The sequence below is a fragment of the Rhodoglobus vestalii genome (assembly GCF_006788895.1).
GTDB classification, from domain to species: domain Bacteria; phylum Actinomycetota; class Actinomycetes; order Actinomycetales; family Microbacteriaceae; genus Rhodoglobus; species Rhodoglobus vestalii.
This window is the reverse complement of record NZ_VFRA01000001.1, coordinates 1,009,648-1,025,466: the sequence shown is the minus strand read 5'-3', so window position 1 is coordinate 1,025,466 and position 15,819 is coordinate 1,009,648. Positions and strand designations below refer to the sequence as shown.

Genomic DNA, 15,819 nt, shown 5'->3' with positions numbered 1-15,819 from the left:
CGAACTTCCCGCCACGGGCCCGCTGATTCGCAGCCATCACGCAGCGTGGACAAACGGTGTCACCGGCGCCTGTTGGCGTGGGCGGCGCCACAGGATGACAGTAACGGCGACGGCGATCACGGGGGCAACGAAAGCGGCGATAGTAATTACCATTAGGCCGAGCGTCGCTGCGAGAGCAACACTGATCGCGGCGATGAGCCCAGCGCGCATCAGCGGGGTGCCCGGCAGCACGGGTGCCAGCAGCAGTGCTCCCGCAAGTCCCGTCAATGTTGCCGCAATCAGTAGCCACGTCCAGCCCAACGGACTATCGATATCCCCCGCATAACTGGCCGCGAGCACGATGAGGGCCACGACCAACACCGCCGCCGCCCAGATGGCTGTTCGACCCATCCGTGGATGCAATGCTATGGCACTCGAGACGACGGTGATGATGGCGACGAGTGCTCCGCCCAGGAGGCCTAGGCGCATGGTTTCTGTGGAGTCAAGGGCGATCCGAGGCCAGGTGCTTCCCGTCAGTGCGAAGACGACGCAGCCGATGCCCAGAATTGCGGCACCGGAGGTCGCGACTGCGAGCGACTTTCGTGCAGTGGACGACAACCTCGCGCGGCCCAAGCGTTGGGTGTGTGCCGGTGTCTGTGGGCTGCGCAGGTGGATGGTGGCGGCGATGAGCACACCGACCGAAGCCACGATTGTTCCCTGCAGGAGCAGTGCGCCCACGCCGAGAGCGAGTGCGGTGGGCCCCGCAACGAGCACGCTCACGGTTCGCCGCACAGTTCGGGAGCGAATCCCGCGAAATGTTTCGAAGGCGATGGGTGCCAGCGCTATCGTTCCCAAAACCCACCCCGCAAGCATGAATTCTCCGGTGGCGCTACCGAACCACGAGAGTCCGCCTCCCGCATCAGCTTCATCGAATCCGACACTCCAGGATGCCCCAGCGAGCCCGCCGAACACCCAGGCGGGGGTCGCGACTATGCCCGCGAAGAGCGCTGGCTCAGCATGGAGCATTCCTGCACGCAGAAGCAGCGCCCCTGCGCCAATACTGGTGAATACGGATGCGAAGAATTGCGCACCCATCAACCCGGGGCCGTTGAGTGGTGCGCCGAACCAGAGTGCTGCAGTGGGAACGAGGCTGAGCAGCAAAGCGGCCGCGGATATCCCGACGATCCGGGGTGGCGTCGCTCGCTCGGCGAGACCGTGGGCGCGAATTGACCAGGCTTCACCCGCTGATGGTTTCGCATGCCCAGTCGCCTCTGAATGTTGCTCCAGAGTGTCGAGCATCACCTGACCGTTGGCGCGACGCCACGATGGCGGATACCAGCGCAGGAGCCTCTGATAGCTCGAGCGGCGAGGAGGGCTCATGCGGTGACCGTCGAGACGGTGGCGGCACGGGCAGGCGGTGTTCGAGCGGCGATACTGGCCTGTGCCACTGCAGCGCGCCGCGCTAAACGCTCCGCTTCGGCAGCGAGTTCAGTGCGCCCTTCGTCGGTGATGTCGTAATACCGTCGCGCACGCCCATCCACCACTTCTTCACCAACAACGTGGATGCGACCGTCGCGTTCTAACCGCTCAAGCGAGGCATACAGCGTGGTCACGCGCAGTACCACCGCACCTTCGCTCAGCTCGCCAACAGAGGTGAGGATGGCGTAACCGTGCCGACTCCCCGAAGAAAGAACGGTCAAGATCCAGAACGCGGTTTCCGTCATGTAGGGAGTATACCCACATCGGGAGTATCGCGCGCGTCATCTCCGCCGCCTGAGTCGAGGTTTCTCGACAGTCGAATCGCAGTTCTGTAACCCAATTGGATGACGAGTCGTTATTCCTCCTCTCCATTTCGCGCAGCAATCGGTGTCGCCATCCTCTCGGCGAGGCCGTACTTCTCCCTGCCTGTTCATCGTCAGACATTCATCCGGAAGAGAAGATCTTCCTAATCACGGAAACGGTGCGTGGGGCCCAATTCTGAGATTGGTGACGGCACAAATAGCACTTTGCCAGTGTTGTCTTGTAGTCTCATCGTCAACAAGGGGAGTACTCCCGTCTGCGGTCGGCCCGTCAATACGTATGCATCGTTGCATTCCGGGCCGCCGGTTCTGATCTGCTCAGGGCGGAGGAGACCTTGGCGCCGTCTCACAGCCAACCCCTTTGGAGTTCTCTTATGCAGATCACACCCCTGATCTGGTTCATCACTATTGCTGTGACGATCGCGTTCTTTGTTTACGAGTTCTACGCCCACGTGCGAAAACCGCACGAGCCCACCATCGGTGAGTCAGCCCGCTGGTCGGCGTTCTACATCGGTCTCGCACTGCTGTTCGGCGTCGGTGTGGGAATGGTCTCGGGATGGACCTTCGGCGGCGAGTACTTCGCCGGCTATCTCACCGAGAAGGCACTCTCGATCGACAACCTCTTCGTGTTCCTTCTTGTTATGAGCGCGTTCGCGGTGCCGAAGATTTACCAGCAGAAGGTGCTGATGATTGGCATCGTCATTGCCCTCATCCTGCGGGGTGGCTTTATCGCCGTCGGCGCTGCACTGATCGAGAACCTGTCGTGGATTTTCTATATCTTCGGCGCGCTCCTGCTCTTCTTGGCCTACCGTCAAGCATTCTCAAGCCACGAAACCGACCCAGCCAACAACCGGTTCATGCGCTTCATCCGTCGGCACCTCTCGGTGACCGACGAATACCACGGAGACAAGCTCACGGTCGTGAAGAACGGTAAACGGTTCGTCACCCCCATGCTGCTGACCATCGTCGCGATCGGCTTCGTTGACGTCATCTTCGCGGTCGACTCAATTCCCGCCATCTACGGCCTCACCAACGAGGCCTACATTGTCTTCACGGCGAACGCATTCGCGCTGATGGGGCTGCGTCAACTGTTCTTCCTCATCGGTGGATTGCTTCAACGGTTGGTCTACCTGGCACAGGGCCTTGCGGTCATCCTCGCGTTCATTGGGGTGAAGCTTGTATTCCACGCCCTGCATGTGAACGAGCTGCCGTTCGTCAATGGTGGGGAGCCGCTCTTGTGGGTTCCCGAGATTCCCATCACGTTCTCTCTGCTATTCATCCTCGCTACCGTCACTGTCGCCACGGTAGCGAGCCTGCTCAAGACTCGCGCAAAGCGTCCAGACCCGAAAGCATCCGCACCGACAGATCTTCCGACCACGAAGGAGCACTCTAAATGAGCATGTTCGCCAAGCTGACCGGACTCGCCAAGAAAGCCCTTGACGGCTCTGGTCAGCCGAACCACGGCGCACAATCTGGACAAACCGACTGGCGAGGGATGGTGCGGAGCGCAGCCGATGCGATCACGGGTGACGGTCGCACCGCGGAAAGTGGCCGTCCTGCGGCAGGGCCCACCGTGAGAGCAGAAGCTGGCCGTCCTGCGGCAGCAGCGACGGACAGCGCTGATCGCGCGGCAATCGCGCGCTACGACTACCTCCTACAGACTGCCGACCCGCACCAGATTGAGCAGGTTCACCGCGAGGCATTCGAGCGTCTCACACCGGCTCAGCGCGAGCAGATTCAGCAGCGGATGAGAGAAGAGCTCCCGGCCAACGAACGCCCCACCACGGCCGGAGCCGATGATCTCGCTCGTGCCGCGGCGCGAACAGAAGCTAGCCGTCCGGGACTCCTTCGCGGGCTGCTTGCCCGTGCCGGCGGCACCACATCACGCCCGGGTAGCGGCGTCGGCCGGGGGGCGATGGTGGGTGGTGCCGTCGCGGGTGCAGGACTTGCTGCAGGCGGAGTGCTCGCTGCTGTTGCCGGGGGAGCAGTCGTGAGTTCCCTCGCAGGGCCCCTTCTCGAGCAAGCGTCAAACTTGGGCGTAGATTTTGAAACTCTCGCTGGCGGCATCGATCTCGGGGGCCTCACCGGGGGAGTCGATGAGTTGGCGGCCAGCGCGGGCGACACTGTCTCAGGTCTTGGCGATCAGGTGACTGAATTGGGTTCTAATTTCACCATTCCCGGGCTCGGCGACCTCTTCGGCCGCTAGGCCACAGATGAATGGGGTGGTTGAGGAACGAGCCAACATTCTCTGCTTCTCCGCCCCATCGTCTCCTCTCACAGCAATCACCAGCAACGGTGCGGTCACTTTCGCGGGAAGTTCAGAATCGCGCACCCCCTGAGAACAGTTCGGGCTTTAAGGAGAGTGAACTTATCGCCGAGATTGATTCTGATTCCAGCACCGCAGAACTCGACGAAGTGCGGCTCAATAGCTGGTCGATCTCCCTCTGAGTATCTAACGTGGAACCGTGGCGGCATCCGTTCGTCGACGCGCAGTCGCCCGGACCGTGAAGCACAGCACCGTTCCGGTAGAAAGTACCACCGTGGCAAAGATCCAAACCTGACCGTTTTGTTGGGTGAGTAACACGATGCAGGAGATTATGCCGAGAACGGGTAGTGCCCTCCAGCGGTGAGCATCGCGATGAGCAGCGCCACGAGTGGGGGCAGGTGATCACTTGTTTCAGTTTGAACTTCGGCGGCTGACTGTCATGGTGTCCACCTGGAGCCCCCCCCCCCCCCCCGCTGATACGGTCGTTACGACTGCCGCTTCCCCGCCCAAGCCTCGCCATAGACCGGCCATTCGACCCGCGCAATGGGGTAAGAAAGATTTTCAGTTCCTCCCAATCAGTCGAATATTTCCCCTAAATTGGGGAATGGTTGGATTCCTCCCGATGGAATGTTGCCGTGTAACCCGAATTCACCCGGACTAACCCGAATTTACCCGACCCTGCAGAAACCCGAATTTTCACAACCCTGCAGAAACCCGAACTGGCTGGCCTCAATAGAGCGCTCGATTGTTTGGTTGAGACCGTACTACCCGAGGTATCGACTGATGCTTACCCGAAAAGCCCATTCACGTTCTCCGAAACCCGGCACCCGTCGGGCACGCCCACTCCGTGCGATGGTCTCCGTAGCAACAGCACTGCTGGTCGTAGCGTCGATGCTTATTCCGACAACTGCTGCTTTCGCGTTTGAGCCGGCCGCCGTTCGCAACGAGAAGACCGCCAACGCTGCCGTCGTTGGCCCTGGTGATTCGTTCAACTGGAGCATCGAAGTTGGTTGTTCTGTTCTAACCGACGAATGTGTCAACGCAGTTCTGACAGACGAGATCCCTGCAGAATTCATCCTTCCGGATGCGAGCGAAATTCTTCTCACGCCCTCGCTTGGTGAATCCGAGCGCACCATCACGGTGAGTGGACAAACCGTTCGAGTCGAATTTTCTCAAGATCTCCTCTCGCCGGCAGGACAAAAGGGCCTCACAAACATCACCGTCACGGTAACAATTCCGGTGACAGTTCGTTCCGACCTTGATTACACGCCCACCCCCCTCACCGTGGTGAATACCTCAACCATGGTTGCCGAAAACGCACCGGTGCTCACCGACAGCGCCTCTGTTCAGATCATCGTGCCGCAGGAGCTTGCCACCCAGCCCACGAAATCATTCTTACCGTCGTCAAACATCGCGGTAGCCGGTCTGGGAACGCAATTAACTCTGGGTGGAACGAACACGTCGAACGCGAGCGTTTCGTCACTCACAATTCAGGATCCGGTGAACCCGGAAACAGCGGGAAATATTTTTCGCACCGCGCTCGAGCTGAAGACCCTCGACTCGGTTACCTGGCCGGCGGGGGCAACTTCGGCTGTGGTCTCGCTCTGGGACGCATCCTTAGCGACACCTGCGTGGGTGGATGCTCCGTCCGTCAGCTCTGGCAATGCTCTTGCCTTCCCTTCCGGTGTTGTTCCTGCGAATGCTGGCGGTGTGCGCATCGCATTCTTCTCCGGCGCATCTGCGGATATTCCGCGCGCCGCCGGTGCAAACTTCGTGGTGAATCTGGAGAATCGCGTCGGCATCAGTGCTGCCACATACCCGAACACTGCCCAATCGATTGTTACTCGGGACGCGCTTTCCGCCAACAAACCGGTGACAGCCAGTTATGTGGTGACGGCCGCGACGAGTGCTGTTTCTGCCGGAAAGACGATCTCTCCTGATCGAATGTCTACGGTGACTTTCGGGGCCAACGACCTCACGCAGAGCACGGTCACTCTCACCGGTGGTAATGCTGGCTCGATTCCTCTCACGTCACTGACGATTTCTGAGCCTTCTGATCCGACCCTCACCGATTCAACGAATCCGCTCGCGTCCGCCCACATTGGTGGGGGGCTGCTATTCAGTGGCTTCACCGGCGGAGTCGTCTGGCCAGCTGGGGCGACCGCCGCAACCATCACCTACTACTTTGATGATGGAACTAGCAGCGCGGCACTCCCGGCGACCGCGCCCGGCTTGCCCGCTTCGGGGTCTCCTTTGCGTGTCACTGGATTTAGTGTGACGTTCACGGGAACGATGGCGCAGGGCGTTTCCGCAACAGTACCGTTCACGATCACGGCAAATCCGGAACAGGTCTCTCCCAACCGGAGTGTGACGTACACAAACCAGATCAAGGTCACAGCAGTCGACTCATACAGCCAGAATGTCGGACCCAAGTACGCGACCGACACAGTTATTGTTCTTGCCGATCAGGTCAACCTTAAGACGTCCAAGTCACTCTCTCGAGGCTCCCTTCGGGCAGCACCTGGTCAGTCCACCACGGTGACGCTGAAGACGGATGTCCTGGCCTATCCGAACTCCACGCGAGCGCTAAATCACATTGAGATGATCGACCCGGCTACAGAGACCGGCCTCAGCGACTGGTACAAGCACTTTAACGCAACCCGGTTTGTGGTCACTCCGGTGCCCGGTGACGCCACCCTGACCGTCTCCTATCGCAATTTTGCCGGGGATTATTTTGAGATCCCGTCTTTGACCGATATCGGTCCGGGGACGGAGCCTACTCTCGAGATCCCCGAATCGTTGCGAAATGATATTTATGGTCTCAAACTCGACTGGTCCAGCACCACCGGCTTCCAACCCGACCAAACTCTCGTCGCAAACATTGAGTATGCGCTTCGTGCAACGCTGAGGGACACCGTGACACCCCTGCCGAATGCAGCAGCCACCGTGGAGAACTGCAGCGCCTCGAGCGGTTTCAGCGGCGAAGGCTTGGCCGCTTTGACGTCGAACAACGCCGTCTCCAGCCCATGCCCGGAAGTCATCTTGGTTCCCTATGACAGTGCGGGGAGTGGAGGATCAACCAACCTGCTCGAAAAGGACTTCATTCGAACGAACAACCTCAGCGATCAAGGCCCCATGGTGACCAGCAACAACGAGCGCACGCGGGCGCGGCTTTCGTGGTCCACAGACGGTTATACCGGCGTAGAGGCGATGGTTGTGTATGACGGGGCAGTGGACTCCGAAGGCAACCCCGACCCCGAAGCATGGACCAAGGGCACCTACGATGCCTTTAACCTGCATCAGATCCCTCAGATCAGCGCCAATGATCCGTTTATGCTCTACGACAAAGTCGCCGTCGAGTTCTTCAGCAGAACAGCCCCGGCCGCAACCCCTTGGGTCTCGATCCCCGGATACTGCACACTGGCCGCGCGATGCGATGGAGGCGCGGCACCTACCCGCACCCTCACCTCCGCACAACAGGCTGACTTCGTGGCCGTTCGCTTCACGTTCACCGAGGGAACAAATCGTCCTGGACTGGCGCCTGCTCCTGGCACCGGAGTCGCAGACTCAATTGGCAACAACCGAAAAATCGACCTTATTTTTCAGATGCGAGACTCTCTCCGCAGCGACGCCACCTCGCCGGTGGTCGACGGCTACCGTTACAACGCTGACGTTATCTCTGGCAGAAGCGTGATCCGAAATGATGCACATTCTGAGGCGACGCTGGTTGCTGGCGGTCCGCTGACGGATCGGGCGTCCGACACCCTTCGACTTCTCGACGTTGCACTCGCGGTTTCTGCGACCAAGACCTGGACCGGCGGTCCGATCCCGATCCCCGACCCTGACTCTTCTGTAACGGTGCAACCCACAAGCCGGGTAACACTCACCGGCACTAACCAAACAGCCGCACGAGTGGATTCCCTCACCATCAGTGAACCGAATATGTCAGGGGGTGGGGCCAGCTACGCACCCTTCGAAGAGTGGAATCTTACGCGATTCCAGACGATCACTAATCCCACCGGCGCCACAGGTCTCACCGTCACCGTCGTCAAGTCGACTGGCGTAAACCTCACTGTGACCGGCTCAGACTTGACGGCCGTTTCCAACACAGTTCGTGGCTGGACCGCCACACAGCTTGCAGACGCGACCGCGTTCACCTTCGTCTACACGGGTCAAATCAACGCCATCAACGGCAGAGCGACTATTGTGTTCGACTTGGGATTGCGGCCCACCAAGAGAAGCGAGGGGGGTGCGGTTGTCGCCGGCACCATCCGCAACTCGACTCGAGCAACTGTTGCTGATTCTCGGTGGGATACCGCAAGCCCAGTGACTGATCCCACCTTTAGCGATCAAACACTTGCGGCACTCGATCAAGCGGAGATCGAGCTCATTGCCAGCAATATTGGCGTCCGAACGCAGAAAACTTTTAGTCCAAATTTCGAAGTCGAACCGAATCGGCAGAACAACGTTCTCCTGACGCTCAATGCCACGCCCGAAGGCTCTGAGAGAGTCGAATCTCTGACCATCACGGATGATCGTGCGACATTCTGGAACGCGTTTAACTTCACCGGAGTGCCAGCCAACAGACCCGTACTCCAAGCTTTCAGCCCTACCTCGTCACTCAGTGCAACTGTCATCCAGGTCGAGGCTTGTGTTGGCCGAACATGGACCGAATCCGCTATTGATAGCGCTTCAGCTTCCCGCTGCATCGATCAGGAAGGCTCTTGGGTGGGCGCGGGAACATGGAAGACGCAGGCTCAGGTGCAGGCGGGCTTCCTCCCTCCCGGAGTAAGCGCGAATCAGGTCGAGGGCCTCCGATTCACAATCAAGCGTCTTGATAATTCCCAGTGGGAAAACCCACAAGCACCAACAATCAGCATCCCCATCCTCGTCCAGCGACGCACCGACCTGCGCACGGGAGGCCCCGTTCTCACCAACCTGCCAGGCAATGACGCATCGCCCGGCGAAACAGTTCCCGGCACCACCACGAACTCCCTCAGCGCCGACGTGCTCGGAATTTGGGGAAAGACGGCAACCGCAAGCAACGTCGCGGACTACCAATATCGCTATGCGAACACCGGCGTCGAGGTGCACAAACGCCCAGCCGGGGTGAAAGCGCCCGGTCGAGTCTTTGATTACACGTTGAGGGTAACCAACACAGGAAACTGGCCAATTCTCAACCCGGTCATCACTGATTACCTCCCCAGTGACGCCACAGGCGCACAGCTCATCTTTGATCCCGATAAACCGTGGACCTACAAGTACGCGTTGACGGGCGCCGCACCGGCACCGGCTAACGGCACGCCTCTGCCCTCCGGCACCAGTGGCCCAAACGTCGATGTCACCGCGGATTCCTTTGGTCCGACCGAAATTCAATTTACTTTTCCCAGCGGCTCGGTGTTGGAAGTCGGACAGAGCTACCTGATTACCATCCCAATGATGTTCCGACCCGGAGTCGTCAACGACGCCAACGTCACCAATCGTTTCGGAATAACTGGTGACCGCGCCTTCGACATTTGCAAAGCCCCGGCAGGGTTCACCGCGGATTATGACGAGCCATCCGGTGAGTGCTCCACCGGTACGATGGTGCGCCCATCAGAGCAGGCAGCACTCCGGGCGCTCATGACGGTGAAAGCGAACCTCGACACTGACTTCCCGATCGATCAAGGTTTCACCGGAGGAACGAACGCTGAGTGCGCAGCAGCTCAGAGTAGCGCCGGGTTCTCGAGCCTTCCCTGTGTTCCGCTAACACTCCCCGGTCAGGAGCAAACGTGGCGCCTCACCGCGCAAAACACGGGTACGACCACCATGCCGCGGCTAGTTCTGTCCACGAGGCTCCCCGACGTGAGCGACCAGACAATTCTCGACAACTTTGTGCGAGATTCACGATGGAGCGCAGGATTCGCCGACAAAATTACGGCAAACCTGGGTGCCTCCGAAGCAGATATGCGCGTCTACTACACGACAGCAGAATTACCGTGTAAGGCGGTCCTCCAGAATCCGTCGAACCCGAACGTGTGCGGGAATGACCCGGCAACGGGCTGGGCGCTATGGACCGCCGGAGGCCTTGACGATCCAACCGCGGTCACAGGTCTCCAGTTCGTGATCGACTTTCCGAACACGCAACTGTTCAAACCTGCCGACATCGTCACCATCGATATCGTGACGCGGACCGCTGCGCTGTCAGCGACACCGGGTGCGAACACCAGGGCAAATAACTCTCTCTCGGCATCCGCAATTACCAGAACGGGTGTGACAGATACGCGCGTTACCGCCCTCGATTATTCGGTCGTCTCAGTGGCATTAGCCACCGGCGGACTTCGTCTGCAAAAGGAAATCACTGGCGATGCAGCCTCGTTCATCCCCAACGGTCAGACCTTTGAGGGCACGCTCGTCTGCACCTCTCTAACCGAGACCCTTGAGCGCGACTTCACCATGACGTTAGACACGACCACGGTGCCCGCAACCGTTCCGGACATTGTCTTTACCGACCTGCCTGGGGGAGCTGAGTGCACCGTAACGGAGACACGAGCGAGCGGCCAGTCCAGCTACACTGCCACCACGGTAACCATCGATCCCCGCATTGACGATCCCGAGTCGTTCCCGGCGGTGACATTGACCAATGACTACGAGTTGGCGGGCCTCACGGTGTCAAAGACTGTCACCACCACAGCCCCAGTCATCCCGACGGAGTATGAGTTCACCGTGAGCTGTACGTTCCTCGGTGTCACAGTGCCGCTTGCGGCAGCAGATGCGTCGTTCACGCTGGACGATACACAGTCGCGCACCATTACTGGGATTCCGGTTAACTCCGACTGCGTCGTCACAGAAACCGATCCAAAAGATGCTGACGCGATCATCATGACGGCAAGCACAGACTCAACGCACCCCGGGTCGAGTGTTGCCGTCGACAACACTGCCCGCACCGCGACGTTTACCCGGCTGAGCCCGAACAGTGTTGGGGACGTGGTCACCAACACGACCAACGCCGACAACCGGTTTGATGCGCCGGCGGCACTGATCGTCACGAAGAAGTTGCTGGGCGAGGGCTCCGCTCAGTTCGGTGAGAACAAAACCTTCACGGTGGCCGTGCTGTGTACGTTCGGCGCGACAACGCAGTTCGACGACTCGGTGCTCCTGAATGCAGGAAATGCTTGGCAGGCCGTGCTTGAGGACATCATTGCCGGATCAGAATGCACCTTTACGGAATCAAGTCTTCAGGGTGCGGATGCGGTGGTGATTACTCCCAATGATGGCAGCGACACCACGGTCGGCGAGCTTACCGTTCCAGCACCAACGGTGGATGTGCCATCACCTATCGCGAACATCGACGTCACCAACTGGTACCTGACGGGGTCAGTTGAGGTCACGAAGACGTTTGCCGGCGATGCTGGTGCGATCGACAAGTTTGCGCGCACGCCGGTACCCGCGATTGAGTTCGAGTTCAGCCTGAGCTGTATGCGGGACGGGGAAGGTGTGGAGATCCCGGGGGGAGCAACCCGCACGGTGACGGCGTCATCCCCAGTCGCTGACTACACGGGGCTTGCCTCGGGCGCCGAATGCGCGCTCACAGAAACCCGCACCGGCGGGGCGAGCATCACACGGATCCTCGACGTAAACTCTGCCGAGATCGTCGATGGAGAATTCGTGGTTACCGTCGATGACACGGTGCTATCAGTCGATGATCAGGTGCAGTCGCCGCTCTCGGTTGAGAACACCTACCGGTTTGCCGAGGTGGCAGCGACCAAACGAGTCATTGATGCCGGCAATGCTGGCACTCGTGCAATCGGTCCCTTCGAGCTCACGCTCACCTGCACGCTTGGCGGTCGAGACATCGGCGCAGCAGAAGACGCTGCACAGCCCATCTCCAATGGTGAGACGGCGACCTGGACCGAACTCGCTGAGGGTGCAGACTGCACGATTGTGGAGACTGACACGGGAGGGGCGACCGAGACCGCCACGACCGTGATGGCTGCTGATCGCAGCGCGGGACCGTCAATCGCGGGGGCTTCAGTAACGCTGATCCCGCTGCGCTGGACTGGTGCCGAGGCACCCAACGCGATCACGTTCACGAACTCGTACCGTCTTGCCTACACGGGCTCCAGTTCAGAGTCAGCATCGCTCGTGCTAGTCCCGCTCGGACTGATTCTGGTCGGTGGACTGTTCCTTGGCTTCGCTCTGCTTAAGCGTCGTCGTCACCGAGAGACAGAGTCTGCCGAGTAGCGTTACCGCCCTAGACCGATCCGACGCCCCCCGCACAGGATCGGTCTAGGAACCGGTGCATGGTCGTCGCCTCAGATCACGCCGGGTTAGAGTCTCAAGTAAGTTCCGCGATGTCGAAGTTGATCTCATCATCCTTGGTCCGGCCGCAGCGCCACCCGGTCCGTGCGCGGAATGAGCTACCAGTACGTTCGCGGCTCAGACTTCTATGCCGATGCTGTGGCTCGCATCGCGGCGTCGCCGCAGGTTACGGTGCAGATGGCAACGTGGGTGGACCAACTCGAAGCCGTGCCCGGCGGGGTTCGCCTCACCACGCGCTCGGGTGCCGTGACGGCACACTGGGTCGTTGACACGCGGCCGGTGCGGCAGCCGGCCATGCTCTATCAGTGCTTCGCGGGCGTGGAGCTGGAGAGCGAATCTCCGGTGTCGTTCACGCTGGCGTTGCGGGCGGGGCACTGCGCGCAGCCTCCGGATATGCATTCCTCAGAATCCAACGGTGGGCGGACTGCTGCGCGCAAGCGCGACTAGCGGGTCACACGCCTGTCGGACACCCCGCTGAGCCGTGAGCTCGGCGGGAAATGGACCGCATCTTCCTGCAGGCGGTGCCCGCTCGCCCCGAAAAAACAGCCGACTATTTCCTGCTGATGGCCGAACGCGTCGCTCGATCCTCTCATCACCCGGCGTATCGGGCTCTGGCGCGGTCCGGTGAGCTTCGCCGTCTTCAACCTCAGCCACCTCGGTGCGGTTGCCGTCGTGGTGGTGCTCTGGATGCTTGCCCCCGGCCCGAGTCTTGTGGTGTTCCTGACGGTGTCTGCGATTCATTTTGGGCGCGATTGGAACGCCGACCGAGCACTCTGGCCGCGGGTCGTCGACGGAGTTGCGCTGCTGAGCCTTCCATCGCTTGCCCATCAGGAGGTGGTTGCAGGGCTCCATGACACTCTCGCTCCGGGGGCGGGGTCAGCTATTGCGGGGGCGCAGTTCTGGATCGCACCGGTTGTCCTTATGGGAATGCTGGTCGGAGCTGTGCTTGCGGCCCGCCGGGGTCGACCCTGGGAGAGTGTCGTGCCAATCCTCGCCACGGCCGGCATCCTGTTCGCGTCGAGTCGGGCCCCCTCCTTCGATGCCAATCTTCTGCAAATTGTTTTTACCGGCCTGATTCAGGTGGTCGCTCCGGCGACGCTTTAAAAAAAGTACGGCGACACGCCGAGACACTACATGTTGTGTAATGACACGGGTGTCATTCCCTGTATATAGTGGAACCCACGACATCGCGTCGTCAGTACCGATAAAACTTTAAGGAGGTTCGTATGGATAACGACAACAACGTTGGCGGCTACGCAGTACCCGTCGACCCAATGGATCTTCTGCAGTGCGACAGCTGCCAGTAATCATTTACTCGGCTCGCACCACATAAGATTCCTGAAGCCCCGGCAGACCACACGGTCACCGGGGCTTCACCCATTAATGCGCAGGGCATCAACGCAGGGCATCAACGCAGGGCGTCAACTACGTAGAGCATCAAACATTGCCTAAGCTGGTAACCGTGCCAGTAAACCCAGAACTACAGGGCCGGGTATTCCCGCCCACCAGCCCCTACCTCGTCGGGCGCGAAAAAGTGCGCGAATTTTCTCGTGCCGTCTTCGCGCAGAGCCCGCTCAATCACGATCCAGAAGCTGCGAGAGAAGCTGGCTATGCCGACGTTGTCGCACCGCCCACCTTCGCCGTCGTCATCCAAGAAGCAGGTCTTGCCCTGCTCCTGGCAGCCCCCGACACTGGCATCGACTTCTCCCGCATCGTGCACGGCGAACAGAAGTTTACCTACACGCGGCCCATCGTCGCGGGCGACGAACTCACCGCGATTCTGACCGTCACCAGCATCAGATCCCTTGGCGGCAACGACATGATCACCGCAGAAACATCCATCAGTGACAGTGCCGGTGCGCACGTTGTCACCGCTACCTCCGTACTCGTCATGAGAGGCACCGAATGAGCGACCTCGTCGTTGGCCAAGAACTTATTAGCGGCACAGTGGTGCTCACCCGCTTCTCCCTCGTGCGCTACGCGGGAGCATCCGGAGACTTCAATCCCATCCACTACCGTGATGACGTTGCCGCTTCCGTTGGCCTGCCAGGAGTGCTCGCCCACGGCATGCTCACCATGGGCCTCGCCGTGCAACCCGTCATTGATTGGATGGGTGGCCGGGGCGACCTCGTCGAATACGGGGTGCGCTTCACCCGCCCCGTTGTCGTCGACGGCAATGGGGGCGTCACCGTTTCGGTAACCGCCAAAGTTGGTGCCATCGAAGAAGATGTGACCCGCATTGATCTCACCGTCAGCGCAGCCGACCAGACCGTGCTTGGTAAAGCCCAAGTGAGGGTCAAACTCCACGAATGAACGACATAGTTCACCGCAGCAGCGGAGCACTCGCTGACAGCACCATGCTCGCCGACCTCACCACCATCCGAGTCGGCGGGCCCGCACACGAACTGTTCCGTCCCACCACCGAAAACGAACTCGTCGACACGGTGCGCACCGTCTGGCAGCGGGGAGACCACTGGCTGCTGATCGGCGGCGGCTCCAATATGGTTGTTGCCGACGAGGGCTTCGACGGTACGGTCATCCACATCGCCACCCGCGGCATCGATGTGGTCTCGCAGGATGACAACTCGCTGCGCATTCGGGTGCAAGCCGGGGAACCGTGGGATCGGCTCGTCGAGCGTCTTGTGGCACGCGGGTGGGCCGGAATGGAAGCACTCAGTGGCATCCCCGGGTCTGTCGGTGCCGCCCCCATCCAAAACATTGGCGCCTATGGTCAAGAGGTGTCGAGCGCCCTAGAGGGCATCGACTTTCTTGACTACTCCAGCGGCAAACTTGTGCACCTGAGCACCGCCGAACTTGAACTCGGATACCGAACCTCCGTCATCAAACGCGGTCGCGTCGGAGTCGTCGTAGCCGCCCATTTTGCGCTCACAGCATCGCCGACCAGCACCGCGCGCTACCAACAACTAGCCACCGCCCTCAGCGTCAACGTCGGGGACGAAGTGCCCGTGCAGCAGGTGCGTGACACCGTGCTGGCCCTGCGCGCATCCAAAGCTATGGTGCTTGATCCGAACGAACCGGACTCTGTGAGCTGTGGCTCATTCTTCACCAACCCGATCGTGCCCGAAAACATTGCCCGAGCACTGCCAGCGGATGCCCCACGTTGGGTTATCGACGACGAACCGGTAGCCGACATTGTTGTTCCGCTCGGCGAAACTCCGGCACCGCCACCGCCACCGAAACAGCGCATGGTGAAACTCAGCGCAGCCTGGCTCATCGAACACTCTGGGGTGCCCAAAGGGTTTCGTCTGCCCGGCTCCCGCGCCGCAGTATCAACCAAACACAGTCTCGCGATCGTGAACCGTACGGGTGCCACCGCTGCCGAAGTTTCCGAACTATCGCGCTACATCGCAGCGCTAGTGCTCAGCAGGTACGGCATCCGGCTGCAGCCAGAGCCTGTCGCTGTCGGTGTCGAACTAACCTAGCTGGGCTGAGGAGGTTAACTCAGCGCAGGTA

10 protein-coding genes are annotated in these 15,819 nt (G+C 60.2%); 8 read left to right on the top strand and 2 right to left on the bottom strand.

Annotated elements, in window-relative coordinates:
- Positions 1 to 36 precede the first annotated feature (36 nt).
- Together FB472_RS04890 and FB472_RS04885 are read right to left on the bottom strand one after the other, a co-directional pair.
- On the bottom strand, positions 37 to 1,359 hold the full coding sequence (locus FB472_RS04890; protein ID WP_141989889.1) for a hypothetical protein: 1,323 nt from the start codon (positions 1,357 to 1,359) through the stop codon (positions 37 to 39).
- Entirely contained in the window at positions 1,356 to 1,703 is a 348-nt protein-coding gene (locus FB472_RS04885) for a PadR family transcriptional regulator (RefSeq protein ID WP_141989888.1), read from the bottom strand. The genes FB472_RS04890 and FB472_RS04885 overlap by 4 nt, the downstream gene beginning before the upstream one ends.
- A gap of 449 nt (positions 1,704 to 2,152) precedes the next feature.
- Between FB472_RS04885 and FB472_RS04880 the strand changes: the two genes are divergently transcribed.
- The 8 genes from FB472_RS04880 (at position 2,153) to FB472_RS04840 (ending at position 15,788) form a co-directional block, all read left to right on the top strand.
- Entirely contained in the window at positions 2,153 to 3,175 is a 1,023-nt protein-coding gene (locus FB472_RS04880; protein WP_141989887.1) for a TerC family protein, read from the top strand.
- The gene (locus FB472_RS04875) at positions 3,172 to 3,984 is read left to right on the top strand and encodes a hypothetical protein (RefSeq protein ID WP_141989886.1); all 813 of its coding nucleotides are present in this window, start codon (positions 3,172 to 3,174) and stop codon (positions 3,982 to 3,984) included. Before FB472_RS04880 ends, FB472_RS04875 begins: the two co-directional genes overlap by 4 nt.
- 912 nt (positions 3,985 to 4,896) lie before the next feature.
- Positions 4,897 to 12,267: a DUF5979 domain-containing protein gene (locus FB472_RS04870; RefSeq protein ID WP_246078086.1), complete on the top strand. Its 7,371-nt coding sequence runs from the start codon at positions 4,897 to 4,899 to the stop codon at positions 12,265 to 12,267.
- A 171-nt stretch (positions 12,268 to 12,438) separates the two neighbouring features.
- Positions 12,439 to 12,792, top strand: a complete 354-nt coding sequence (locus tag FB472_RS04865) for a Rossmann-fold NAD(P)-binding domain-containing protein (RefSeq protein ID WP_141989884.1) — start codon at positions 12,439 to 12,441, stop codon at positions 12,790 to 12,792.
- Between the two features lie 144 nt (positions 12,793 to 12,936).
- On the top strand, positions 12,937 to 13,449 hold the full coding sequence (locus FB472_RS04860) for a Brp/Blh family beta-carotene 15,15'-dioxygenase (RefSeq protein WP_141989883.1): 513 nt from the start codon (positions 12,937 to 12,939) through the stop codon (positions 13,447 to 13,449).
- Positions 13,450 to 13,807: 358 nt separating this feature from the next.
- A complete protein-coding gene (locus tag FB472_RS04850) occupies positions 13,808 to 14,254 on the top strand; it encodes an FAS1-like dehydratase domain-containing protein (RefSeq protein WP_141989882.1) in 447 nt (148 codons plus the stop codon).
- Positions 14,251 to 14,658, top strand: coding sequence for a MaoC/PaaZ C-terminal domain-containing protein (locus FB472_RS04845; protein WP_141989881.1), 408 nt, complete (start codon positions 14,251 to 14,253; stop codon positions 14,656 to 14,658). Before FB472_RS04850 ends, FB472_RS04845 begins: the two co-directional genes overlap by 4 nt.
- Complete coding sequence (locus tag FB472_RS04840; RefSeq protein WP_141989880.1) at positions 14,655 to 15,788, top strand: UDP-N-acetylmuramate dehydrogenase; 1,134 nt, start codon at positions 14,655 to 14,657, stop codon at positions 15,786 to 15,788. The genes FB472_RS04845 and FB472_RS04840 overlap by 4 nt, the downstream gene beginning before the upstream one ends.
- Positions 15,789 to 15,819 lie beyond the last annotated feature (31 nt).

Coding starts and splice junctions, on each gene's coding strand:
- FB472_RS04890 (WP_141989889.1), bottom strand. CDS start 1,359: ATGAGCCCTCCTCGCCGCTCGAGCTATCAGAGGCTCCTGCGCTGGTAT.
- FB472_RS04885 (WP_141989888.1), bottom strand. CDS start 1,703: ATGACGGAAACCGCGTTCTGGATCTTGACCGTTCTTTCTTCGGGGAGT.
- FB472_RS04880 (WP_141989887.1), top strand. CDS start 2,153: ATGCAGATCACACCCCTGATCTGGTTCATCACTATTGCTGTGACGATC.
- FB472_RS04875 (WP_141989886.1), top strand. CDS start 3,172: ATGAGCATGTTCGCCAAGCTGACCGGACTCGCCAAGAAAGCCCTTGAC.
- FB472_RS04870 (WP_246078086.1), top strand. CDS start 4,897: ATGGTCTCCGTAGCAACAGCACTGCTGGTCGTAGCGTCGATGCTTATT.
- FB472_RS04865 (WP_141989884.1), top strand. CDS start 12,439: ATGAGCTACCAGTACGTTCGCGGCTCAGACTTCTATGCCGATGCTGTG.
- FB472_RS04845 (WP_141989881.1), top strand. CDS start 14,251: ATGAGCGACCTCGTCGTTGGCCAAGAACTTATTAGCGGCACAGTGGTG.
- FB472_RS04840 (WP_141989880.1), top strand. CDS start 14,655: ATGAACGACATAGTTCACCGCAGCAGCGGAGCACTCGCTGACAGCACC.